This is a genomic window from Pontibacter indicus (genome assembly GCF_900156345.1).
Lineage (GTDB): Bacteria > Bacteroidota > Bacteroidia > Cytophagales > Hymenobacteraceae > Pontibacter > Pontibacter indicus.
The window spans coordinates 1,119,183-1,143,849 of the sequence record NZ_FTPP01000001.1 but is presented as its reverse complement, the minus strand read 5'-3'; the positions used below and the strand labels follow the sequence as shown (position 1 = coordinate 1,143,849).

General features: G+C 50.4%; 20 protein-coding genes and 1 tRNA gene. 18 read left to right on the top strand and 3 right to left on the bottom strand.

From position 1 onward, the window contains the following. Positions 1-30 precede the first annotated feature (30 nt). Entirely contained in the window at positions 31-1,179 is a 1,149-nt protein-coding gene (locus tag B0B12_RS04920; protein WP_076666344.1) for an AI-2E family transporter, read from the bottom strand. A 348-nt stretch (positions 1,180-1,527) separates the two neighbouring features. On the opposite strand from B0B12_RS04920, the gene B0B12_RS04915 reads away from it, so the two are divergent. The 8 genes from B0B12_RS04915 (at position 1,528) to rplT (ending at position 11,474) form a co-directional block, all read left to right on the top strand. Beyond that, positions 1,528-3,390, top strand: a complete 1,863-nt coding sequence (locus B0B12_RS04915) for a DNA topoisomerase IV subunit B (protein WP_076666343.1) — start codon at positions 1,528-1,530, stop codon at positions 3,388-3,390. After that, complete coding sequence (locus B0B12_RS04910) at positions 3,383-6,130, top strand: DNA gyrase/topoisomerase IV subunit A (RefSeq protein ID WP_076666342.1); 2,748 nt, start codon at positions 3,383-3,385, stop codon at positions 6,128-6,130. The genes B0B12_RS04915 and B0B12_RS04910 overlap by 8 nt, the downstream gene beginning before the upstream one ends. A 61-nt stretch (positions 6,131-6,191) precedes the next feature. Next, on the top strand, positions 6,192-6,983 hold the full coding sequence (locus B0B12_RS04905) for a tetratricopeptide repeat protein (protein ID WP_076666341.1): 792 nt from the start codon (positions 6,192-6,194) through the stop codon (positions 6,981-6,983). A 148-nt stretch (positions 6,984-7,131) separates the two neighbouring features. Beyond that, the gene (locus tag B0B12_RS04900) at positions 7,132-8,208 is read left to right on the top strand and encodes a tetratricopeptide repeat protein (RefSeq protein WP_083704081.1); all 1,077 of its coding nucleotides are present in this window, start codon (positions 7,132-7,134) and stop codon (positions 8,206-8,208) included. Positions 8,209-8,229: 21 nt separating this feature from the next. Beyond that, positions 8,230-10,170, top strand: coding sequence for a threonine--tRNA ligase (gene thrS, locus B0B12_RS04895; protein ID WP_076666339.1), 1,941 nt, complete (start codon positions 8,230-8,232; stop codon positions 10,168-10,170). A 119-nt stretch (positions 10,171-10,289) separates the two neighbouring features. Next, positions 10,290-10,814, top strand: a complete 525-nt coding sequence (gene infC, locus B0B12_RS04890; RefSeq protein WP_076666338.1) for a translation initiation factor IF-3 — start codon at positions 10,290-10,292, stop codon at positions 10,812-10,814. A 23-nt stretch (positions 10,815-10,837) separates the two neighbouring features. Then, the gene (rpmI, locus tag B0B12_RS04885) at positions 10,838-11,032 is read left to right on the top strand and encodes a 50S ribosomal protein L35 (RefSeq protein ID WP_076666337.1); all 195 of its coding nucleotides are present in this window, start codon (positions 10,838-10,840) and stop codon (positions 11,030-11,032) included. A gap of 97 nt (positions 11,033-11,129) precedes the next feature. Next, positions 11,130-11,474, top strand: a complete 345-nt coding sequence (gene rplT, locus B0B12_RS04880) for a 50S ribosomal protein L20 (protein ID WP_007656428.1) — start codon at positions 11,130-11,132, stop codon at positions 11,472-11,474. A gap of 953 nt (positions 11,475-12,427) precedes the next feature. Here rplT and B0B12_RS04875 read toward each other — a convergent pair. Continuing rightward, positions 12,428-12,501, bottom strand: a tRNA-Met gene (locus B0B12_RS04875). Positions 12,502-12,636: 135 nt separating this feature from the next. On the opposite strand from B0B12_RS04875, the gene B0B12_RS04870 reads away from it, so the two are divergent. From B0B12_RS04870 to bshB1, 8 genes are all read left to right on the top strand, one after another. Beyond that, positions 12,637-13,038 (top strand): START-like domain-containing protein, encoded by a 402-nt coding sequence (locus tag B0B12_RS04870; protein WP_076666336.1) that lies wholly within the window; start codon positions 12,637-12,639, stop codon positions 13,036-13,038. Between the two features lie 100 nt (positions 13,039-13,138). After that, positions 13,139-14,566, top strand: a complete 1,428-nt coding sequence (locus B0B12_RS04865) for an LptF/LptG family permease (RefSeq protein WP_076666335.1) — start codon at positions 13,139-13,141, stop codon at positions 14,564-14,566. 116 nt (positions 14,567-14,682) lie between these two features. Beyond that, on the top strand, positions 14,683-14,958 hold the full coding sequence (rpsO, locus tag B0B12_RS04860) for a 30S ribosomal protein S15 (RefSeq protein WP_076666334.1): 276 nt from the start codon (positions 14,683-14,685) through the stop codon (positions 14,956-14,958). A gap of 146 nt (positions 14,959-15,104) precedes the next feature. Further along, entirely contained in the window at positions 15,105-17,243 is a 2,139-nt protein-coding gene (gene pnp, locus B0B12_RS04855; RefSeq protein WP_076666333.1) for a polyribonucleotide nucleotidyltransferase, read from the top strand. A gap of 192 nt (positions 17,244-17,435) precedes the next feature. After that, positions 17,436-18,299 (top strand): sigma-70 family RNA polymerase sigma factor, encoded by an 864-nt coding sequence (locus B0B12_RS04850; protein ID WP_007656436.1) that lies wholly within the window; start codon positions 17,436-17,438, stop codon positions 18,297-18,299. Between the two features lie 171 nt (positions 18,300-18,470). Then, the gene (gene trxB, locus B0B12_RS04845; RefSeq protein WP_076666332.1) at positions 18,471-19,409 is read left to right on the top strand and encodes a thioredoxin-disulfide reductase; all 939 of its coding nucleotides are present in this window, start codon (positions 18,471-18,473) and stop codon (positions 19,407-19,409) included. A gap of 135 nt (positions 19,410-19,544) precedes the next feature. After that, on the top strand, positions 19,545-20,588 hold the full coding sequence (locus B0B12_RS04840; RefSeq protein WP_076666331.1) for a M23 family metallopeptidase: 1,044 nt from the start codon (positions 19,545-19,547) through the stop codon (positions 20,586-20,588). A 14-nt stretch (positions 20,589-20,602) separates the two neighbouring features. After that, entirely contained in the window at positions 20,603-21,322 is a 720-nt protein-coding gene (gene bshB1, locus B0B12_RS04835) for a bacillithiol biosynthesis deacetylase BshB1 (RefSeq protein ID WP_076666330.1), read from the top strand. A gap of 79 nt (positions 21,323-21,401) precedes the next feature. Here bshB1 and accC read toward each other — a convergent pair whose 3' ends face one another. Beyond that, positions 21,402-22,901, bottom strand: a complete 1,500-nt coding sequence (accC, locus tag B0B12_RS04830) for an acetyl-CoA carboxylase biotin carboxylase subunit (protein WP_076666329.1) — start codon at positions 22,899-22,901, stop codon at positions 21,402-21,404. 207 nt (positions 22,902-23,108) lie between these two features. Here accC and B0B12_RS04825 point away from each other — a divergent pair, with 207 nt between their 5' ends. Both B0B12_RS04825 and B0B12_RS04820 read left to right on the top strand, forming a co-directional pair. Beyond that, a complete protein-coding gene (locus B0B12_RS04825; protein WP_076666328.1) occupies positions 23,109-24,347 on the top strand; it encodes an aminotransferase class I/II-fold pyridoxal phosphate-dependent enzyme in 1,239 nt (412 codons plus the stop codon). Between the two features lie 106 nt (positions 24,348-24,453). Further along, positions 24,454-24,645 (top strand): histone H1, encoded by a 192-nt coding sequence (locus B0B12_RS04820; protein WP_076666327.1) that lies wholly within the window; start codon positions 24,454-24,456, stop codon positions 24,643-24,645. The last annotated feature ends 22 nt before the right edge of the window (positions 24,646-24,667 follow it).

Sequence of the window (24,667 nt, the reverse complement as noted above, 5' to 3'; positions counted from 1 at the left end):
CCTCGTGCAAATAACATTAGCAAAGACAGTCTACAAGTCGGTTTCCTGCTCGTCCTCGTAGCGCTTCCGTTTTGCCTTTTCGCGCAGCTTGTCGAACATTTTCCGGAAGCGCCCTGACTTCTGGTCCTTGATATCATCAATGTCTGCCAGCAGAAAGCCAAAAGGCCGCAGCGGTTCGTAGGCATCGAAGATCACTTTCATGATCGCGATCATGGGGATGGAGATGATCATGCCAGCCGCCCCCCAGATCTCGCCGCCGATCAGCAAGGCCACGATGGCTGCAAAGGGGTTGATGCTGACCTTGGAACCCACCACATAGGGCGTAATGAAGTTGCCCTCCAGAAACTGCACGAACATGAACACCAGCACCACCAGCACCGCATCGATTAAATGACCAGTGGTGGCCAGCGTGAATAGTGCCGGTAGCAAAGCCCCGATCATGATGCCGATATAAGGTATAATGGTCAGGATGGAGGCGAAGACTCCGAAGAAGATCGCATACTTCACACCCAGAATCAGGAGGCCTGCCGAGTTGAGCAGCGACACGATCACGATCACGATCATCAGACCTGAAATGTAACTTTGCGCCACCAATTGGATGTTGTCGATGGTATGGTTGAGGCTGCTGCGGCGCTCCTTCGACACAAACTTATACATGAACTGCTCGAGGTGATCGCGGTAATAGAGAAAGCAGAACACAAAGATAGGGACGACAGTGATCACCGTCAGCGCGCCGGTGGTCAGCGAGATGGTGCTGCCGACAAAGGTGGTGGAGATCTCCCGCAAGCCGCCCACCGTGTTGCGGAAGAGTTCGCTTTTGTTGGCCGGCTGTATACCAAAGTTATGATAGAGGTAGTCCTGCACCTTCATCAGCAGTGCGTCGAAATTCTTGCCAATCGCGTCCAGTTCCGAAGTGAGGCTCATGACCTGCATGGATAAAAACCAGATCACCAGTCCCAGCACGATCACCACCATGACAATGCTACAGATAATAGCCAAAGCGCGCGGGATGCGGAACTTCTCAAGGTCGCGGGTGAAAGGCAGTAGGAGTAGGGCAATCAGCAGGGCGAAGGCCAGCGGCATCAGAATCGACTTGAAGGTCTGCAATACCCAGATTGCGAGAAAAATGCCCAGTAAGATGATGACGTACTTAAAATACCGGGGTAATTTAATTTCCATAGGGTGCTTGTGTATGTAGGTATGCGGCCAGAATTTAGCTGCATTGTGTTAAGCAAATGTAAGGCGCAAGTATAGTTAAATCTAAATATTTTTATGCTAATAATTTTAGCTAAATTATACCCGTGATTTCTTCCGTTTTTGTGAACTGTAAGCCGCACGTAATGGTTGTATAAGAGTAGTTGATGTATTCAACTAAAAACACTATATTTGCTGACTAAAAATATTAGCAATTACTTGCCTGGCAAGATGAAACGGTTAGACGCTGGAACTATTTGTAGCGTCTGATTTCTTTTATTTTTCTATATTTCCGAGTGATTCCACTAAATCAAATACACTTACGCTTACAGAATGGCAGAGTTAGAGCATAATTACAACGAAGACAGCATTCGCTCGCTGGAGCCCCGCGAACACATCAGGCTGAGGCCCGGTATGTACATCGGCAAGCTGGGAGACGGTTCTTCGGCCGATGACGGTATTTACATTTTGGTGAAAGAGGTGATCGACAACTCCATCGACGAACACGTGATGGGTTTCGGCAAGACCATCGACATCAAGATCTCAGACCACAAGGTACAGGTGCGCGACTATGGCCGTGGCATTCCGCTGGGCAAGGTGATCGACTGCGTGAGCAAAATCAACACCGGCGGTAAGTATGACAGTAAGGCGTTCCAGAAATCGGTTGGTCTGAACGGGGTGGGTACCAAGGCGGTGAACGCCCTGTCGAGCAACTTCCGCATCCAATCGGTGCGCGACGGCCAGATGAAGGCTGCCGAGTTTGAGCGTGGCTTGCTGACAAACGATTTGCCGCTGGAAGCTACTTCGCAGCGCAATGGTACGCTGACGACCTTCACGCCGGACGATACGATCTTTAAGAACTACCAGTTCAACCCAGACTACCTGGAAAACCAGATCTGGAACTACGTATACCTGAACGCCGGCCTGACGATCAACTTCAACGGCAAGAAATATTACTCTGAGAACGGTTTGCTGGATCTGCTCCGCAACAAGGCCGACGAAGAGAGCATGCGCTACCCAATCATCCACCTGAAAGGACCGGACATTGAGCTCGCCCTAACACATGGTAACGAGTATGGCGAAGAGTACTACTCTTTCGTGAACGGTCAGTACACCACGATGGGCGGTACCCACCTGGCGGCCTTCCGTGAGGCGGTAGTGAAGACGGTGCGTGACTTCTACAAAAAAGACTACGACGCGACAGACATCCGTGGCTCTATCATCGGGGCTATTTCCCTGCGTGTGCAGGAGCCGGTATTTGAATCTCAGACCAAGACCAAGCTGGGTTCTATTGAGATGGGACCGGACGGGCCTGCAGTGCGTGCCTATATCAACGAGTTTGTAAAAGAGGCGCTAGACAACTACCTGCACAAGAACCCAACGACGGCTGAGGCGCTGAAGAAGCGCATTGAGCAAAGTGAGCGCGAGCGCAAGGACATGGCGGGCGTGAAGAAGCTGGCCAACCAGCGTGCCAAGAAGGCTAACCTGCACAACCGCAAGCTGCGCGACTGCCGCCTGCACTTCAACGAAGACAAGCACGAGAACTCAATGCTGTCGACGCTCTTCATCACGGAGGGTGACTCGGCGAGTGGTTCCATCACCAAATCTCGCAACGTGGATACCGAGGCGGTGTTCAGCTTGAGAGGAAAGCCGCTTAACTGCTTCGGCTTGAAGAAGAAGGTGGTATACGAGAACGAGGAGTTCAACCTGCTGCAGCACGCGCTGAATATTGAAGAAGGGCTGGAAGGCCTCCGATATAACCGCGTGGTGATCGCTACCGACGCCGACGTAGACGGCATGCACATCCGCCTGCTGCTGCTCACCTTCTTTTTGCAGTTCTTCCCGGACTTGGTGCGCAACGGACACGTGTATATCCTGGAGACGCCGCTCTTTAGGGTGCGCAACAAGAAAGAAACGATCTACTGCTACAACGAAACGGAGAAACAGGAAGCAATCCAGAAGCTGGGCAAGCGACCAGAAATTACCCGCTTCAAGGGTCTGGGTGAGATCTCTCCGGACGAGTTCGGCAAGTTCATTGGCGACAACATTAAACTCAAGCCGGTGATCCTGCAGAAGGACACGACCATCCAGAAAATGCTGAGCTACTACATGGGCAAAAACACGCCGGAGCGCCAGCAATTTATTATTGAGAACCTGAAGATTGAGAAAGACATAGTTGAGGAAGTATATGCATAACGACGAACTGAACAACGAAGGTATAGAAAGAGAAGACGAGCTAGAGGTTGCATTTACAGACGGTGACGAAGAAGTGATCCATAACGTGACGCCGGTATCCGGTCTGTACGAAAACTGGTTCCTCGACTATGCTTCTTATGTAATATTAGAGCGTGCCGTACCTGCCATCGAGGACGGTCTGAAGCCGGTGCAGCGCCGCATCCTGCATGCGATGAAGGAGATGGACGATGGTCGCTTCAACAAAGTGGCCAACGTCATCGGTCAGACCATGCAGTACCATCCACACGGCGACGCCTCCATCGGCGACGCCATGGTGAACCTGGGGCAGAAGGATCTGCTGATCGAAACACAGGGTAACTGGGGCGATGTGCGTACGGGTGACAGCGCTGCGGCACCACGTTACATTGAGGCGCGCCTCTCGAAGTTTGCGCTGGATGTGGTCTTCAACCCTCAGACCACACTGTGGCAGCTGAGTTACGACGGCCGTAAGAACGAACCGGTAACGTTACCGGTGAAATTCCCGCTTCTGCTTGCGCAGGGTGTGGAAGGTATAGCCGTTGGTCTGTCGACCAAGATCATGCCGCACAACTTCAAGGAGCTGATCAAAGGCTCGATTGACGTGCTGAAAGGTCGTAAGACCACCCTGCTGCCAGACTTCCCGAACGGCGGTATGGTCGACGTGACCAACTACAACTCAGGTATGCGCGGCGGCAAGATCCGGGTGCGTGCTACGATTGAGAAGGTAGACAAAACGATGCTCATCATCCGTGACGTGCCTTATGGTATCACCACCACGGGTCTGATGGAGTCGATCGTGAAAGCGAGCGAGAACAATAAGATCAAGATCAAGAAGGTGGTCGACAATACGGCCGCTGATGTGGAGATACAGGTACAGCTGCCGCCAGGCGTGTCGCCTGACCTGACCATGGACGCGCTCTACGCCTTCACGGACTGCGAGGTATCGATTTCACCAAATACTTGTGTGATCATCGACGAGAAGCCGCACTTCCTGAGCGTGGACGAACTGCTGCGTATTTCCACCTTCAAGACAGTGGATTTGCTCAAACGCGAGCTGGAGATTCGTAAAGCTGAACTTGAAGACAAGTGGCACTACTCCTCTTTGGAGAAGATCTTTATCGAGAACCGCATCTACCGCGACATCGAAGAGTGCGAGACCTGGGAGGCGGTGCTTCAAGCCATTGATAAAGGTCTGGATCCGTTCAAGAAACTGCTGCGCCGTGAGGTAACAGAAGAGGATATTATTCGCCTGACCGAGATCAAGATTAAGCGTATCTCCAAATACGACTCCTTCAAAGCCGATGAGTACATCAAGAAACTGGAAGAGGAGATGGCTGAGGTGGATGATAACCTGGCTAACCTGATTCGCTATGCGATCGCTTATTTCGAAGGTTTGCTGAAGAAGTATGGCCAGGGACGCGACCGTAAGACGCAGGTGAGAACCTTTGATGTGATTACAGCACAGAAAGTTGCGATCGCTAACCAGAAGCTTTACATGAATGCCAAGGACGGCTTCATCGGTACTGGTCTGCGCAAAGACGAATTTGTGTGTGACTGCTCTGACATGGATGATATCATCGTGTTCCGCAAAGATGGTAAGTTTACTGTGACCAAAGTTGCTGAGAAGACGTTTGTAGGCAAAGACATCATCATGGCTGGCGTTTATAACAAGAACGACGAGCATATGGTCTACAACATGATCTATGTGGATGGTAAGTCTGGCGTGTCGTTTGCGAAGCGCTTCGCCGTGAAGTCCATTACCCGTGACAAAGAATACGACCTGACAAAAGGAGAGAAGGGCTCCAAGGTGCATTACCTGACGGCCAACCCTAACTCTGAGTCGGAAGTGGTAAGCATCACGCTTTCGCCACAGGCCACTGCCCGCAACAAACAGTTCGACTTTGACTTTGCCGAACTGATGATAAAAGGCAAGGGATCAAACGGTAATATCGTTACCAAGTACCCGATCAAGAAGGTGGTGCAGAAGAGTCTGGGCGAGTCGACACTGGGTGGACGTGAGATCTTCTACGACGAAGTGATCGGTCGTCTGAACACTGAGGGTCGCGGCCGTTATTTGGGCTCCTTCAATACGGAAGACACCATTCTGGTCGTTTATGAAGACGGAACCTATGAGCAGTCCACTTTTGACCTGGCCAACCACTATACCGTGGAGAAGATCAAAGTGCTGCAGAAGTTCGACCCGGAATTAGTGGTATCCGCTATTTATTACGAGGGTGAAAATAAAACCTACTATGTAAAGCGTTTCAGAATTGAGACCTCTACGGTAGGAAAGAAATTCAGCTTCATCCCGGAGACCAAGAACTCCAGACTGGAAGCCGTTTCGACGCATTCGGTTCCGATGGCGACCATCAGCTTCAAGCGCTCGCTCCGTGGCGAGAAGGAAACCGAGAAACTGCTGCTCAGCGAATTCATTGACGTGAAAGGCTGGAAAGCGATGGGCAACAAGCTCAGTTACTTCAAGATCTTCGATGTGAAAGTGCCGAGACTGGAGGAAATAGAGCAGGAAGAAAAGCCTAAAGCTAAGAAAGTTACCACAAAGCGGGAGCCGGTTACGTTGCCTTCTGAATTGAAAGAGTTGGCAGAAGAAGCGGCCAAAGCCAGTGGGGCTCAACTTGATACGCTGGAAGCCGTAGAAGACCTAATAGACGACAACAGTACAAAAAAGGCTTTGAAGGAAAAGAAGCAGCTGGATTTATTCTAAATTAAGTCCTTTTTTGCATAAGTCGTTTTAAAGCAATATATTAGGTTGCTTATTATAGATTATGCGAATACTTTTCAAAGCTATACCCATTCTGTTCATCATGCTCGGTTCCCTGGTATGTCCGCTGGACGCGCTGGGAGATTCCGGGCATGATGTGCTTTTAAAGAAGGCGTACGAGCTGAAAGAGCAGTACAAGGAGACCGAGGCACTTGCTGTGTATGAGCAGATTATTGCTGCTGACGAATCCAATTTCGAGGCGCTTTGTCAGGCCAGCGTGCTGCACAGTCTGATGGGAAATCGCTTCACGGATGATACCCGCAAGATTGATCATTTCAGCACTGCCAAAGCGTACGCCCAACGAGCTTACATGCTGGACTCCGTCAATGCTCAGTCAAATTATGCCATGGCGCTCTCGCTGGCCTCGCTGGCTATGGTGTCGGGACCAAAGCAACGGCTGTCCCTGATCAGCGAAATCAAGTCCTACCTGGATGGTACCCTGGCGGCCGATCCTAACCATGCGGATGCCTGGCATATGCTGGGTCGCTGGTACTTTAAAATGGCCAACCTCAATTTTGCTGAAATTACGGCTTATAAAGTGATGCTGGGTGGACTTGCGCAAAAATCTGCTACTAACAAAGATGCGATCTACGCGATGGAAATGGCCATTTTGCACAATCCGAACAACCTGCGCTATTACTTTGATCTGGCCAACATCTATCAGGAAATGAAAAACAAGGAAGCTTGTGTGTATACGTTGCAGCGTGCCATGGCCCAGAACCTCGATCTGCAAACGAAAGAGGAACTGGAGTTAAGCAGGCGCTGTAAGATGATGCTGCAAGCCTATCAGAGGTAACAGGATATCATTGCCAAGCAAAGGGCCTGCTTCTATCTGGGAGCAGGCCCTTTGCTTTTCTTTAAAACTATATGGCAGGCGATTTGTCGATATTTAAGCAAATTATCTATAATTTAGCGCCAATCTGGATTGTAAGAAAAGACAGCACATGATGTCTCGTTGGACCTTAAGTTGGGTAGTGGTGGTATGGTTGCTTTCCGGTTGCGGCAAAGAAGAAGGTATACGGGAGCAGATGGTAAACCTGGAAGCCGTAGCTGTGGAGGATCCCGCCAAGCAACTGGTAAGTCTCAGCGAAGCCATCGAGCGCTCGAAGCGCGACGGCAGCCTGTACGCCCGAAGAGCCATGGTGCTGCTCCGGCAGGGTGAGCTGGACAAAGCGCTGAGCGATGTGGATGAGGCTATCAAACTGTCGAAGGAGCCCGCCAACTTTTTCGTGAAGGCACAGGTGCTATACCTGATGGGCCGACGGGAGGAGGCACTGCCGCTTGCACTACAGGCCGAGCGGAACTCGTACGAGAGTTCGTCGCTGTACGTGCTTTTGACGGAGCTATACCTGGACAGGAAAGAGTATGCAAAGGCAGCCCATTTTGCGCGTCAGGCGTTGGAGCTTTCTCCAGACGATCCGCAGGTGGTTTACTACAAAGGGAGGGTATCAGAAGTGACGGGCGATACAGCCGTTGCCATGAAGCATTACCAACAGGCGCTGACGTACAAGCCTGACTTTGCAGAAACGCATCGCGCATTGGCTAGGCTATACCTGGCGCAACAGGAACCGGCGCAGGCCAGAAAGCATACGGAGCAAGGACTGCGCGTGTCGCCGAAAGATCCGCAGCTGTGGCTCTACAAAGGGATGCTTCAGCTGCAAGTAGCTCGGAAGGACAGCGCCCTGGCTAGCTTTGAAAACGCGCTCGCTTTGTCAGATACGATGCAGGCTGCACATTTTCAGCTGGCGCAGTTGCGGCACGGGTTAGGAGAAAATGAATTGGTGCTTCAGCACTTGGAGCAGGCTCCCAGGTATAGCAGTCAGCTGAAATACCTGTCGGTGCGGGCGAGTAGCTTGGAGCGAACAGGGGAAAACGTAGCCGCACTGCGTACTTACGAGCGGATGCTGGCCATTGAGCCAAAACACACCTATGCCAGGCAGAGTATTGCCCGGCTTCGGTACAAATTAGAAAGACCCAGACCCCAGCTGGACAGCATGGCTGTCAGGCAGCGGGGCTTTTAACACGATACCTAAGAAAAGAACATGATCAACATCACTTTGCCAGACGGCTCTGTACGCCAGTATTCCAAAGGTGTAACAGGCCTCGAGATCGCCACCAGCATTAGCGAGGGACTTGCCCGCAATGTGCTGGCCGTTAAGGTGAACGGTTCCGTTTGGGACCTGTCCCGCCCCATTGAAGAAGATGCCAGTGTGCAGCTGCTTACCTGGAACGACGATCTGGGCAAAAACACATTCTGGCATTCATCCGCCCACTTGCTGGCAGAGGCCCTGGAAGCGCTATACCCCGGTATAAAGTTCGGCATCGGACCGCCCGTGGAGAACGGCTTTTACTACGACGTGGACCTGGGTGAAGGCAAAACCTTCTCACAGGACGACTTTGCCAAAGTAGAGCAGAAAATGCTGGAACTGGCTCGCGCCAAGAATGAGTATGTGCGCCAGGAAGTATCAAAGGCCGATGCCATTAAGTACTTCACTGAGAAAGGCGACCAATATAAGCTGGACCTGCTCCAGGACCTGGAAGATGGTACCATCACCTTTTATACCCAGGGCAACTTCGTAGACCTTTGCCGTGGACCACACATTCCGAATACGGGCTTCATCAAAGCTGCCAAGCTAATGAACGTAGCCGGTGCCTACTGGAGAGGTGACGAAAAAAGCAAGCAGCTGACCCGCATCTACGGCATCACCTTCCCGAAACAAAAGGAACTGACGGAATACCTGGAGCGTCTGGAGGAGGCCAAAAAACGCGACCACCGCAAGCTAGGCAAGGAATTGGAGTTGTTCGCCTTCTCTGAAAAGGTGGGCATGGGCTTACCGCTTTGGTTGCCGAAAGGTACGCTGCTGCGCGAACGTCTGGAGCAATTCATGCGCAAGGCACAGGTGAAGGCCGGCTATCAGCCGGTGGTGACGCCACACATTGGTAGCAAGGAACTGTATGTGACTTCCGGTCACTACGAGAAATACGGAGCCGACTCCTTCCAGCCGATCAAGACGCCGAACGAGAACGAGGAGTTCTTGCTCAAGCCGATGAACTGCCCGCATCACTGCGAGATCTACAAGACACGTCCGCGCTCTTACAAAGAGCTACCGGTGCGTTTTGCAGAGTTCGGTACCGTGTACCGTTATGAGCAGAGCGGCGAGCTGCACGGTCTGACACGCGTGCGTGGCTTTACGCAGGACGATGCGCACATCTTCTGCCGTCCGGATCAGGTGAAGGAAGAGTTTATCAAGGTGATCGACCTGGTGCTGTACGTGTTTAAAGCACTTGGATTTGAAGACTATACCGCCCAGATTTCACTGCGTGACCCGGAGAACAAGGCCAAGTACATTGGTACTGATGAGGTATGGGAGAAAGCCGAAAGCGCCATCATTGAAGCTGCTGCCGAGAAAGGGCTGACTACTGTAACCGAACTGGGTGAGGCTGCGTTTTACGGTCCAAAGCTGGACTTTATGGTGCGCGATGCGCTGGGCCGCAAGTGGCAGTTGGGAACTATTCAGGTGGATTATAACTTACCAGAAAGGTTCCAGCTTGAATACATCGGCGCCGATAATGCCAAACATCGCCCTGTGATGATCCACCGTGCACCATTTGGTTCACTGGAGCGCTTCGTGGCCGTATTGATCGAGCATTGCGGTGGTAACTTCCCGCTGTGGCTCAGCCCGGAGCAATTTGCGATACTCCCGATTTCGGAGAAATTCCAAGACTTTGCCCAGCAGATTTACGACCGTCTGCAGCAGCACGATATCCGGGGCTTTGTCGATAACCGTGACGAGAAGATCGGCCGTAAGATACGAGACGCGGAAGTGCGCAAAGTGCCTTACATGCTGATTGTAGGGGAGAAGGAGCAGGAGAACGGCGCGGTATCGGTGCGCCGGCACGGCGAGGGTGACCTGGGCACGATGACGGTGGATGAATTCATTGCCAGCTTTCAGTCAAAAATCGCCGAGATGCTGAACAATTAAGAGGAGATATTTTTTTCTTGATATAAAATGTGCGATATTCGCACCCTGATTGTAGAAACTAAATTTAAGGAGGTAAAACTATAGCTACGCCAAACAAGCGCTACATCCCACGCGGAAAAGTGGAGGAGCCATACAAAGTCAATGATAAAATAACTGCCAGAGAAGTCCGGTTAGTTGGTGACAATGTAGAGCAGGGGGTATACTCAACAAGAGATGCTCAGAAAATAGCGAACGAGCAGAATCTTGACCTGGTTGAGATTTCGCCAACTGCTAATCCACCGGTTTGCCGCATCATCGACTACTCGAAATTCAAGTACGAGCAGAAGAAGAAAACCCGTGAGATGAAGGCCAAAGCTCAGAAGGTAGTCATCAAGGAGATCCGTTTCGGCCCTAACACAGATGACCACGACTTTGAGTTTAAGTTGAAGCATGCAAAGTCTTTCCTGGAGAGTGGCTATAAGATCAAGTCTTATGTGCACTTTGTCGGTCGTACGATCGTGTTCAAGGAAAGAGGAGAGATCCTGCTGCTGAAATTTGCCCAGGCACTGGAGGAAGTAGCGAAGGTGGAGCAGCTGCCGAAGCTGGAAGGGAAGCGAATGTTTCTGATTCTGGCACCTAAGGTGGCACCTCCTGCTAAAAAGTAATTTGTTTCATTAATTATATACACATGCCAAAAGTTAAAACAAAATCTGGTGCAAAGAAGCGTTTTTCTTTGACAGGTACTGGCAAAATTAAGCGTAAGCACGCTTACAAGAGCCACATCCTGACCAAGAAGACGACTAAGCAGAAGCGTAATTTGACACACACTGGCCTTGTTAGCACAGCTGATATGGACAGAGTGAAGCTGATGCTTCAAATCTAATTCCTCAGGAGTTAGAACGGTTAATTATTTAGTACGAACCCGGTGCCTGGTTTAATGAAGATCGAAAAGGATCACCAGCCGCCAAAACTTTTACAAAATGCCTAGATCGGTAAACGTTGTCGCAGCGCGACACAGAAGAAAAAAAATGATGAAAATGGCCAAAGGTTACTTTGGCCGTCGCAAGAATGTCTGGACAGTTGCGAAAAACGCAATTGAAAAAGGTTTGCTTTATGCTTACCGTGACAGAAAAGCGAAAAAGAGAGATTTCCGCGCCCTTTGGATCCAGCGTATCAACGCCGGTGCACGTGAGCATGGCATGTCTTACTCTCAGCTAATGGGCGCTCTGAAAAAGGCGAACATCGACCTGAACCGCAAAGTACTTGCTGACCTGGCGATGAACCATCCGGAAGCTTTCAAGAGCATCGTTGACAAAGTAAAGTAATTTACTTTAGCTATATTACACAAAAGGGCCTGGCGCAAGTCAGGCCCTTTTGCATTTCTACCTGTAAGTCTTAAGACGAATAGAGTTAAGTTGTATTTGATGGAGACTTGCGTATTCTGACGATAGGGTGTAATACACTGCAAAGTTTAGTTCTCAAACGCCCTCAGATAAATCTTATGTTTCCTGATATTCAATCATTATCCCTTGTGTAGAATGGAAGAAAGTGGTCTATAGGCAGAAAGAAAATTAAGAGTTGGCAGATCGAGTGCCTAGCAGGCTGAAGATGTAGGGTCTATACCTTTATTTCGTTCATCATTACAAAAAGGTTCAACAGGTACAGCACGAAGTTATCAGATGATACTTTATATTATACCCTTGTTAATCAATGGTATTGAATACTTAAAGTTTAAGTTTTACTTTATTTCATTCCAGCCTGGTTTGCAGAAATCTGTCTAATTGAAATATGCTCAATTTATTCTTGTCATGCTGTCAGGATTAGCTTTAACGAAGTGCTCATCGCTCGACTAATACCTATACCTATTTGCGAAAGGAACTGCATTCGTTGCCCAGGCATACACCACACAGGTATAGAGAACGGGCGTTTCAGCTTACATTTATGCCCTTCTTTTAAGACTTTGTGAGATCATGGTGTTACACTAGCCTTCGGGAGAAGAGGTCTCTATTTTAACTTGTTCCTTTAACAGAAAATCTAAACTGGTTTTACAATACCTAGGTGCAGGTGAAGAAGAGCTATACCTTGGCAAGAGGCAGTAAAGTATATTTTAGTCTCTCGAAGGGTAGAAAGCATGCTGGATGGTGACTTTTCTTAAGTCGTGTCCTCTGGATCGCTGATAAGTAGAGAGGAAACAAGTACAACGCCAGGTCCAGCAGCTGTGGTGGAGAAGAAAAGTATAAGGCATAAAAAAAGCCCTGGAATTACTTCCAGGGCTCTGTAGCGGGGAGCAGAATCGAACTGCCGACCTTAGGGTTATGAATCCTACGCTCTAACCATCTGAGCTACCCCGCCGAATTGTGGTGCAAATATAAGGGGTAAGTTTTAAAAAAAGCAACTATTGATGCACAAAAAAATATTTTATTTTCTGTATATTTAGCCAATCAGAAATTAACACTATACTTAGTCAGTCACTTACAAGAACAAACAATGAAGGCAACCAAGACGAAATTTGTGCGGGAGTACCCTGTAAATGCATCTGCCCGTTTGCTATACCCATACCTAAGCACCCCGAGCGGTCTTTCGCAGTGGTTTTGTGACGACGTTTCCATTGATGAGGACAAGGTGTTCAATTTCTACTGGGACGGCAGTAACCACTATGCTGAGATGACGAGCCACCGTACCAACCGCTCCGCCCGCTTTAATTTTCTCAACGAGGACAAATCGCATGTTTCTGACCCATCCTATATCGACTTCTCGATCGAGACAAGCGAACTGACCCAGGAGCAGTATCTGAAAGTGGTTGACTACTCAGAGGAAAGCGATGAAGAGGAGTTGGAGGAGCTGTGGGAGCACTTGCTGCAGAAATTGCGTGAAATAGTAGGAGGGTAGCGCATCTTAGCACCAAAGGCTTATCTTTGCACGATTTTTGAAAGTCCGGTGTTAAAGAAAATATCCGGGTTTTCGGACCCCCGACTGCCAACAGGCTCACATGAAGAAACTAGATAAGCTAATACTTAAATCATTTGCCGGCCCTTTCCTCCTCACGTTTGCCATCGTGGAGTTTATTCTGCTTACGCAGTATATGCTCAAGTACCTCGATGAGCTGGTAGGAAAGGACCTTGGGTACGACGTGTTCGCCGAGCTGCTGTTTTACTTCAGCATCAACATGGCGCCTGTCGCCCTGCCGCTTGCCGTACTACTCTCCGCCCTGATGACCTTTGGTACGCTGGGGGAGCACCACGAGCTCACGGCCATTAAAACCTCAGGTATAGCCTTGCCGCGCATTCTGCGCCCTGTTGCCTTTTTTGTGGTTGCGCTTGCCATTGGGGCCTTTTTCTTCAACAACTACGTGGTTCCGAAGGCGAACCTCAAGGCCTATAGCCTGCTCTGGGACATCCGGCAGAAAAAGCCTGCCATGAACTTCAAGGAGGGGGCCTTCTACAACGGGCTGCCTGGCTACAGCATCAAAATCAACGAGAAGCTCAACGATGGCCGCTCCCTGCGCGACATCATGATCTACGACCACTCTAAGGGCGGTAACAACACCACCGTAATTCTTGCTGACTCAGGTCAGATGTACACCGAGTACAACGACAATTACCTGATTCTGGAGCTTTTCCGAGGCAATACCTACGTGGATCAGAACAATGGCGGATTCCGGAACTCGTCGGAGCAGTTTGTGCGCGAGAAGTTTGACGCCACCAAGATCATTTTCAGTCTGGCTTCCTTTGAGCTGGGTCGCACCCGCGAAGAGCTCTTCTCGGATAATAAGATGATGAAGAACATCGGGCAGCTGACAGCGGTAACAGACTCCCTGCGCCAGTCCGGAACGCGGGAGCGCCGGATGTACGCTCCGAACGTGGACCCATTCTACATGTACTTTAAAGCAGACACGGGGCAGGTGAAGAATGGTCTACCGCTTACCAAAGTTTTGCCTGATTCGGTGCACGAGCAGAAGACGCTGCCGCCTACCACGGCCGATGTGATGACGGCAGCAGCCAACAAAGCCCGCAATGTGAAGAGCTTTACCGGCAGCTACAAAGAGCGCGTGGCAACGCTGAGCCGCGATGCCAACAACTACGAAATAGAGATCTGGCGAAAGTACACGCAGTCTTTTGCCATCGTGATCATGTTCCTGATCGGGGCGCCGCTGGGAGCCATCATCAAGAAAGGGGGCTTGGGCGTTCCCGTGATCATATCCATCATGTTCTTTATCGTGATGTATGTGCTGGGGATTCTGGGCGAGAAATGGGCCCGGGAGGGCTTGATCTCGGTGGAGGCGGGGATGTGGGGCGCGAATGCCATCCTGCTGCCGATTGGTTTGTTCTTCCTGTACCAGGCCCAAAACGACTCCAGCCTGCTGGAAGTTGATTTCTGGCGCAAGCTGATGACCCGTTTGAAGCGCAACAAAATATAGCGCTATACCTGAATAACTCGCCGCAAAAAGTTTTTTAATGTAGATATTTTATTTAACTTTGCGGCTTATACGGGAAAAATCCACTGATTATAACAGATTGATATTTTTTATACGCAATGAAATTAACTACTGAAGCGAAACAAGAAATTTTTGAAAAGCACAGCCTGAGCAAGTCTAAGACTGACACGGGTTCTGCAGAAGGCCAGATCGCGCTGTTCACTACGCGCATTGCTGATCTGACAGAGCACCTGAAGATTCATAACAAAGACTTCGCTACTCGTCTTGGCCTTCTTAAGCTGGTAGGTAAAAGAAGAAGACTTCTGAACTACCTGCAGAAAAATGACATTGAAAGATACAGAGCGATCATCGCCGAGCTTGGTATCCGTAAATAAGCTTATAGAAAATTAGGGAATTTCTAACAGGGATTCCCTAATTTTTTCTGTACCCTTCCTTATTCCCCTTCCTCTTTGCCAGTACCCCAGCAGTGGCTGCAAATGGTAGCCCTGTTCTATTTGATGCTAAAAAATAAGAATTGAAGATGTCACAAACCGCAATCACAAAAACAATCATTCTTCCGGATGGCCGGGAGATCATTATCGAAACTGGTAAATTAGCCAAGCAGGCAGACGGCTCTGTTGTCGTGAAGATGGGTAACACCATGCTACTGGCAGCTGTTGTTTCTAACAAAGAAGCCCGCGAGGGAGTTGATTTTCTGCCTCTTTCAGTTGACTATCAGGAGAAGTTTGCTTCTTCTGGCAAAATCCCCGGGGGCTTCCTCAAAAGAGAGGCACGCCTTTCTGACTACGAAATCCTGATTTCCCGTTTGGTTGACCGCATTCTGCGCCCGATGTTCCCGGAAGACTACCATGCGGAAACTCAAATGACTATACATATGATCTCTGCTGACACGGAGATTATGCCGGACGCGCTTGCCGCACTGGCCGCTTCTGCCGCACTGGCAGTATCTGACATTCCTTTCAACGGACCTATCTCTGAAGTGCGCGTTGCCCGTATCGACGGTCAGCTCGTAATCAACCCACTGACTTCTGACCTGCAGCGTGCCGACATCGACATGATCGTTGGTGCTTCGATTGACAGCGTGGCCATGGTGGAAGGCGAGATGAACGAGGTGTCGGAAGAAGAGATGCTGGAGGCAATCGCTTTCGCACACGAAGCCATCAAAGTACAGTGCCAGGCCCAGATGGAACTGGCCGAAATGGTAGGCAAGCTGCAGAAGCGTGAGTACTCGCACGAAACACACGATGATGAGCTGCGCCAGAAGGTATACGCTGCCACTTACGACAAAGCGTACGAAGTTGCCAAGCGTGGCCGTGCCAACAAAGCCGAGCGCAAAGAAGGCTTCGCCGCTGTGCTGAACGAATTTGTGGAGTCGCTGGGTGAGGAACATGGCTATGACATGACGCTCATCAAGACCTACTACCACGACGTGGAGAAAGAAGCCGTACGCAACATGATCCTGAATGACCGTGTGCGTCTGGATGGCCGTCAGCTGGACGAGATTCGTCCGATCTGGTCTGAAGTAAACTACCTGCCAGCTACACACGGTTCTGCCGTGTTTACACGTGGCGAAACGCAGTCTCTAACTACTGTAACCCTGGGAACCAAGCTGGACGAGCAGATGATCGACAGCGCGATGGTATCAGGTTCAAATAAATTCCTGTTGCACTACAACTTCCCTGCCTTCTCTACAGGCGAGGTGAAGCCAAACAGAGGCCCTGGGCGTCGTGAGATCGGTCACGGTAACCTGGCGCTGCGTGCCCTTAAGAAGGTGCTTCCTGCAGACGGAGAGAACCCATACACTATCCGTGTGGTTTCTGATATTCTGGAGTCTAACGGTTCGTCTTCTATGGCTACCGTGTGTGCCGGCTCGCTGGCGCTGATGGATGCGGGTGTTCCTGTTAAGGATGCCGTTTCAGGTATAGCCATGGGTCTGATCACAGACAAGCAGACTGGTAAGTTTGCCGTATTGTCTGACATCCTGGGCGATGAAGACCACTTGGGTGACATGGACTTCAAGGTAGCGGGTACCAGCAAAGGTATCACAGCCTGCCAGATGGACATCAAGGTACAGGGCTTGTCGCACGATGTGCTGAGCCAGGCACTTGCACAGGCAAGAGCAGGCCGTCTGCACATCCTAGGTGAGATGAACAAGACCATTGCTGCCCCTAATGCTGACTACAAGCCGCATACCCCACGCTCATTCAACATCGTGATTGACAAGGAGTTCATCGGTGCCGTGATCGGACCAGGTGGTAAGGTGATCCAGCAGATCCAGAAGGACACGGGTGCTACGATCATCATCGAAGAGAAGAACGAAAAAGGCCACGTGAACATCTTTGCCAGCAACCAGGATTCTATGAACAACGCCGTGAGCAAGATCAAAGCGATCGTGGCACAGCCTGAGATAGGAGAAGTTTACATCGGTAAAGTGAAATCCATCCAGCCTTACGGCGCCTTTGTGGAGTTCATGGCAGGCAAAGACGGTCTGTTGCACATTTCCGAGATCAAGCACGAGCGCCTCGAAACGATGGATGGCGTGCTCGAGATTGGCGAAGAGGTGAAGGTGAAACTGATCGACGTAGACAAGAAAACAGGTAAGTTTAAGCTGTCTCGCAAGGCGATTCTTCCGAAACCAGGCGCTGAAGCGCAACAATAATCCTACTTTCATATACTCCTGATGCCCGTTCCGTATAAGGCGGAGTGGCGTCAGGAGTATTATGTTTTGCCGTCGCGGAAAGTGTTCTTGATTTTAATCTCAAAATGTAAGAACTTTGCGCGATTTTCTGATGTTACCAGTCCGGGCCCGGAATTAAGATTTTCACATTTTTTGTAATAACAATATACTCTGATGAGACAACTCAAGATAAGCAAACAGATCACCAACCGCGAAAGCCAGTCGCTGGACAAGTATCTTCAGGAGATTGGTAAAGTCGATTTGCTTACACCGGATGAGGAGGTGTCGCTTGCTCAGAGAATCAAAGAGGGAGATCAGTTTGCACTTGAGAAGTTGACCAAAGCCAACCTGCGTTTCGTAGTGTCGGTGGCCAAACAGTACCAGAACCAGGGCCTTTCGCTAGGCGACCTTATTAACGAGGGAAACTTGGGTCTGATCAAGGCTGCCAAGCGTTTCGACGAAACAAGAGGCTTTAAGTTTATCTCTTATGCAGTTTGGTGGATCCGTCAGTCTATTCTGCAGGCATTGGCCGAGCAGTCTCGTATTGTGCGTCTGCCGCTGAACCGTGTTGGTTCTCTTAACAAGATTTCCAAGTCATTTTCTGAACTGGAGCAGAAGTTCGAGCGTGAGCCTTCTCCGGAAGAGATCGCAGAGGTACTTGAACTGACGACTGCCGAGGTAGTTGACACGCTTAAGATCTCAGGTCGTCACGTGTCAGTAGATGCACCGTTCGTGCAGGGAGAGGAAAACCGCTTGTTGGACGTGCTGGAGAATGAAGACGAAGAGTCGCCGGACACAGGGTTGATGAACGACTCGCTCCGTAAAGAAGTACAGCGCGCCTTGTCTACCCTCACCAAGCGCGAGGCTGACGTGATCACGCTATACTTTGGTTTGAACGGTGAGCATTCATTAACGCTCGAGGAGATCGGGGAGAAGTTCAACCTGACCCGTGAGCGTGTGCGCCAGATCAAGGAGAAAGCCATCCGCAGACTGCGCCACACTTCCAGAAGCAAAGCATTGAAGCCTTACCTCGGTTAAGCCAATATAACATTAAAAAGAGCCCTGTCCGAAAGGTCAGGGCTCTTTGCATTTCCGGCAAGGGATAGTTGCTCTCCGTCGGGTTTGTGCTAATTAACACAGGAAGTATGCAGGCAGAGCATCATATTTTTTGTATACTTGCAACCAATTTCGAATAAGCCTCACATAGACATGGAAATAGAGAAAGTAAAATGCCTGATCATCGGGTCAGGTCCCGCTGGTTATACAGCAGCCATCTATGCTTCACGTGCCGGCCTTAACCCTGTGCTGTACCAGGGGTTGCAGCCTGGCGGTCAGCTTACCATCACAAACGACGTAGAAAATTACCCGGGTTATCCGGATGGCATCAACGGTCCGCAGATGATGGAGGACTTTAAGCGCCAGGCGGAACGCTTTGGCACAGACGTAAGGTATGGCATCGCCACAGCCGTGGATTTTTCTTCGCAGCCGCACAAAGTAACGATAGATGACCAGAAGGTAATTGAAGCGCATACCGTTATCATCTCCACCGGCGCGTCTGCCAAATGGTTGGGCATGGAGTCTGAAGTCCGCCTGAATGGGAGCGGGGTAAGCGCCTGCGCCGTTTGCGACGGTTTCTTTTACCGCGGACAGGATGTAGCGATCGTAGGCGCCGGTGACACGGCAGCTGAGGAGGCCACTTACCTGGCCAACATCTGCAACAAGGTATACATGATCGTTCGTCGTGACGAGATGCGCGCCTCCACTATTATGCAGGAGCGTGTCAAGAAGACCAAGAACATCGAGATCCTCTGGAACTCAGTGACGGACGATATCTTAGGTGAATTTGCCGTGGAAGGTGTGCGTGTGCGCAATGTGCTGACGGACGAGCTGCGCGAGATTCCTGTAAAGGGCTTTTTCGTGGCGATCGGCCATCAACCAAACTCCGGTATTTTTGCCGACTACCTGAACCTGGACGAGAACGGATATATTAGAACCATTCCGGGTACGAGCAAAACCAACATTGACGGGGTGTTCGCCTGTGGTGACGTGCAGGACTTTACGTACCGCCAGGCTGTTACGGCAGCTGGTTCAGGCTGCATGGCCGCACTGGATGCGGAGCGTTATCTGTCCGCACAGGATTTGCACTAAAATTACGAGTGTGCTATACCTGTCAGGCGAAATTTGTTTCAGCCAGGCGGGAGGTGACCACAATAAAATGGCGCAGCAGTAGTTAATTTTGCGACATTGAGCTTAGTAAATCTGCTCCGCCTAATATTTAAGACGATGCTAAAGTATAAAGCACCCCTTACGATTGCACTTTTTTTGCTCGGTCTAGTTTCCGGGTCAAGTGCCTTTGCGCAGGGTAAGGTCAAAGATCTTTTCAAGGTAAAGTCGCCTAAGATAGATTATGTACGGCCTGACACCACCATTCTGATCAAGTACGAGGAGTTTCCGGAGGATGACTCGGACGCGGGCAAGTCTATCTTCTTTAACCCGAAGAAACAGCTTTCCATCGTTAGTGAAGACACCTCGGAGCTCGACTTGGGAGAGCAGCATATTGTAGAGGTGTCGGAGGAAGTGCTCATAGACTCTACCTGGATCAAAATCGCAGGCTACTACGCCATCTGGGATACACGCAACATCAACCCATACCGCATGGACGGCCGTCAGCTGAAAGACACCGTGGATATCACGCTGTATGATCCAAAGGCTAACCGTGCCTACAACATGCCCTTGGAAAAGACGCCGGTTACCAGCCGCTTCGGTCATAGAGGTTATCGCTGGCACTATGGTACGGACATCGACCTGAACACAGGTGATTCCATCTATGCCGCCTTTGACGGTGTGGTGCGCATCAACAAATGGGACGGCGGAGGATACGGCAACTACATTGTGCTGCGCCACTACAACGGCCTGGAGACGCTCTACGGGCACATGAGTAGAACCATTGCCGAAACAGGGCAGTTTGTAAAGGCTGGGGAAGTGATTGGTCTGGGTGGCAGCACGGGGCGCAGCTCCGGACCGCACCTACACTACGAGGTTCGCTACCAGGGTAACCCTCTGGACCCGGAGTTGATGTACGATTTCCCGGACTATCTGCTAAAGGGGCAGAGTTTTGTCATCACTTCAGCCCTGTTCAACTATTACAACAAGGCGAAAAGCAGCAGTGGTGGTTCGCGCAAAGCAAGTTATCATAAGGTACGCAGTGGTGATACCTTGTCAGGTATAGCCAAGCGCTACGGTGTTTCTGTCAGCCAGATTACCAGACTGAATGGCATCAGCACGCGTACAACTCTGAAAGTTGGACGTTCGCTCCGAATCAAATAAGAAAGCAGTTGAAGATGAAGTTAGACATACTTGCCTTTGCCTCCCACCCGGATGATGTAGAACTTGGCTGTGCCGGAACGTTGATAGCTCACATCGCTGCCGGTAAAAGCGCCGGGGTGGTAGACCTGACCCGAGGGGAGCTTGGTACGCGGGGCACTCCGGAAGAGCGACTGGCAGAAGCAGAGGATGCCGCCAGGCTAATGGGACTTGCCGTGCGCGACAACCTGGGCTTTGCAGATGGTTTTTTTGCCAATGACCGGGAGCATCAGCTCCAGATCGTGCGAAAAGTGCGGCAGTACCAGCCTGACATCGTGTTGATGAATGCGCTGCATGACCGTCACCCGGATCACGGACGCGGTGCGGCAGTAGTGACCGAGGCTTGTTTTTTGGCCGGACTCAAAATGATCAAGACGCTGGATGAGAAGGGAGAGGAGCAGCAGGCCTGGCGCCCAAAGGCTACCTACAATTTCATTCAGGACCGTTACATCAAGCCGGACTTCGTAATGGATGTGACACCCTATTGGGAGAAAAAAGTCGAAACCATTCGGGCTTTCCGGACACAGTTTTACAATCCGGATGACAATTCCCCCAACACTTATATTTCATCGCCTGAGTTCCTGGACTTTATCGAAGCCAGAGCCCGTGAATATGGCCATGCCATTGGGGTGACCTTCGGCGAGGGCTTCACCTCTGCCAAACAAATCGGAGTTCGCAACCTGTTCGATATCGTCTGATATAACAGGCGAAGTTCTTATAAAACAGCAGGGGCCGGTCAAGTGACCGGCCCCTGCTGTTTTAGGTATAAGCTATACCTTACACTCTGTTTTTACGCCAGTTAGAAACAGTTGCGTTCTGCGCACCCGTACTCGTCGTATTTACTTTGGGCTTGTTATTTCCCAGTAGCATGGCCGCGAGCACAGCCGAAATTACTTCCGTGTCCTCCGTTGGCTTTTCCTCCAGCACGCTCGGAGTGAAGTAGCGCTCAATGAATTTGGTATCAAAGTTACCGGAAACGAAGGCCTCGTGCTGCAGCACAAACTTGCCAAAGGGAAGCGTGGTCTCTATACCTGTGATCTTGTACTCGTCGATGGCACGCAGCATTTTCCCGATGGCTTCCTGACGGTCTTTACCAAAAGTCACCAGCTTGGCGATCATTGGGTCATAGTAAATCGGAATGTCCATACCTTGCTCAAAGCCGTCGTCCACGCGTACGCCCAATCCCTGCGGACGCACGTAGGTTTCCAGTCGGCCGATGTCTGGCAGGAAGTTGTTGGCCGGGTCTTCGGCGTATACCCGTAGTTCCAGCGCGTGGCCGTTTATCTGCAGGTCCTCCTGGCGGAAGCTGAGCGGCTTGCCTTCGGCAATCTGAATCTGCTCTTTCACCAGGTCAAGGCCCGTGATCTGCTCGGTAACCGGGTGCTCCACCTGCAGGCGGGTGTTCATTTCCAGGAAGTAGAAGTTCAGGTTCTCATCTACCAGGAACTCCACCGTACCAGCTCCTACATAGTCGCAGGCCCTGGCCACGTCCACAGCGCAGCGTCCCATTTCATCCCGGAGCTCAGGGGTGAGAACGGCGGAAGGTGCCTCCTCAATCACTTTCTGGTGACGGCGCTGGATGGAGCATTCTCGCTCAAACAGATGCAGAATGTTGCCATGCGTATCACCTAATACCTGAATCTCGATGTGACGGGGAGAACCGATGTATTTTTCGATGAAAACTGAGCCGTCGCCAAAGGCAGAGGTTGCCTCGCTGACAGCTAGCTTCATCTGCTCTTCAAACACCTCCACGCTCTCTACCACGCGCATTCCTTTGCCGCCGCCGCCGGCACTTGCCTTGATCAGGATCGGAAATCCTACGTTAGAGGCGATCTCTTTCGCTTCTTCCACATCTGTGATGGCCTCCTCTGTGCCGGGCACCATCGGAATCTTATACCTAGAAACAGCAGCTTTGGCAGCCAGCTTGCTTCCCATTAGCTCAATGGCCTCCGGGGAAGGACCGATGAAGATAAGGCCAGCCTCCTGCACCTGACGGGCAAAAGCAGCATTCTCGGAAAGAAAGCCGTAGCCCGGATGTATGGCATCTACCTGCAGTCGTTTGCAGACATCGATGATCACTTCACCGCGCAGGTAAGATTCGTTTGACTTGGGACCTCCTACGCAAACGGCTTCGTCGGCGTAGCGCACATGCAGGGCGTTGCGGTCGGCCTCGCTGTAAATGGCTACCGTGCTGATACCCATTTCTTTGGCAGAGCGCATCACACGCAGGGCGATTTCACCACGGTTGGCTACCAGTATCTTGTTGATTTTTCTCATGCAGCAGCTAAGCTATTTTTGTTCAAAGAAACAGCTTATGAGGCAAACTTAAAAATGAGCTGCCGAAAAAGGGAGCGGAGGAGTATTAGAAATTGTTTATGAATCTATAAAATCATAAATTTGCAGGCAGTATTATATCAAGTGAATATATAGTATAAACTACTACATAAAATCCTTAAATTATCCCGTAACTTAATTAAACACAAGGTGGATTTATTTGAAAAGTTGTTGACCAACAGAGGTCCGTTAGGCAGCCACTCACACTACGCGCATGGCTATTTCACGTTTCCAAAGCTTGAAGGGGAGATTGCTCCGCGTATGAAGTTCAGGGGCAAGGAAGTGCTTACCTGGAGCCTTAACAACTACCTGGGCCTGGCTAACCACCCGGAAGTGCGCAAGGCGGACGCCGAAGCTGCTGCAGATTGGGGTATGGCTACGCCAATGGGTGCCCGCATCATGTCTGGCAACACCAATTATCATGAACAGCTGGAGTCTGAGCTGGCCGATTTCGTGCAGAAGCCGGACGCCCTTTTGCTGAACTTCGGTTATCAGGGCGTGGTGTCGATCATCGACGCGCTTGTTGACCGCCACGATGTGATTGTATACGACGCTGAGTCACACGCCTGTATCATCGACGGCGTACGTCTGCACCAAGGCAAGCGCTTTGTGTATTCGCACAACGACATGGCTAGCTTAGAGAAGCAACTGGAGCGTGCTACGCGCTGGGCTGAAAACACAGGTGGTGCCATTCTGGTGATCACGGAAGGTGTGTTCGGTATGTCCGGTAACCTGGGCAAGCTCGACGAAGTGGTAAAGCTGAAAGAGAAATTCAACTTCCGCCTGTTTGTGGACGATGCACACGGATTCGGTACGATGGGTAAAACCGGTGCCGGTACTGGTGAGCACCTAGGTTGCCAGGACGGTATCGACGTTTACTTCTCTACTTTCGCCAAATCTATGGCCAGCATCGGTGCTTTCGTAGCCTCTAACGAGCAAGTAGTAGAGTACCTGCGTTACAACATGCGTTCTCAGATTTTCGCCAAGTCGCTGCCAATGCCGCTTACGATCGGTGCCATCAAGCGCCTGGAGCTGCTGCGTACCCAGCCTGAACTGAAGGACAAACTGTGGGAGGTAGTTCACGCTCTGCAGTCTGGTCTGCGTGAAAAAGGCTTCAATATCGGTACAACCGAGTCGCCGGTGACGCCAGTGTTCCTGAACGGTCAGATTCCGGATGCGACTCAACTGACACTCGATCTTCGCGAAAACTACAACATCTTCTGCTCAATCGTGGTGTATCCGGTGGTGCCTAAAGACGTGATCATGCTTCGCTTGATCCCAACAGCTGTGCATACCCTGGACGACGTGAAAGAGACGATCGATGCTTTCGAAAAGATTGCACAAAAACTAGATAAAGGTCTATACTCTAAGTCTGCGGTGTCCGCTTAATTTGATTTAGAGGCATATATTAAAGTTTGCTAATCTTTGCATGTTATCATTTAATGTGTATATTGGAGCAGTAATAACAAATGTTTCACTATAATAAACACCTCAAATGAACAACAACTTTAGCAAACTCAAGGACCTTGTAATGTCGTTGGAAGCTGACTTCGAAAAATTCTACGACAAGAACAATGCAGCTGCCGGTACGCGCGTGCGTAAAGGTATGCAGGACCTTAAAAACATGGCGCAGGACATCCGTAAGGAAGTTCAGGACATGAAAAACAGCTCTACTGAGAAGAAATAAGCAACTCAAGAAGCAATAGCAA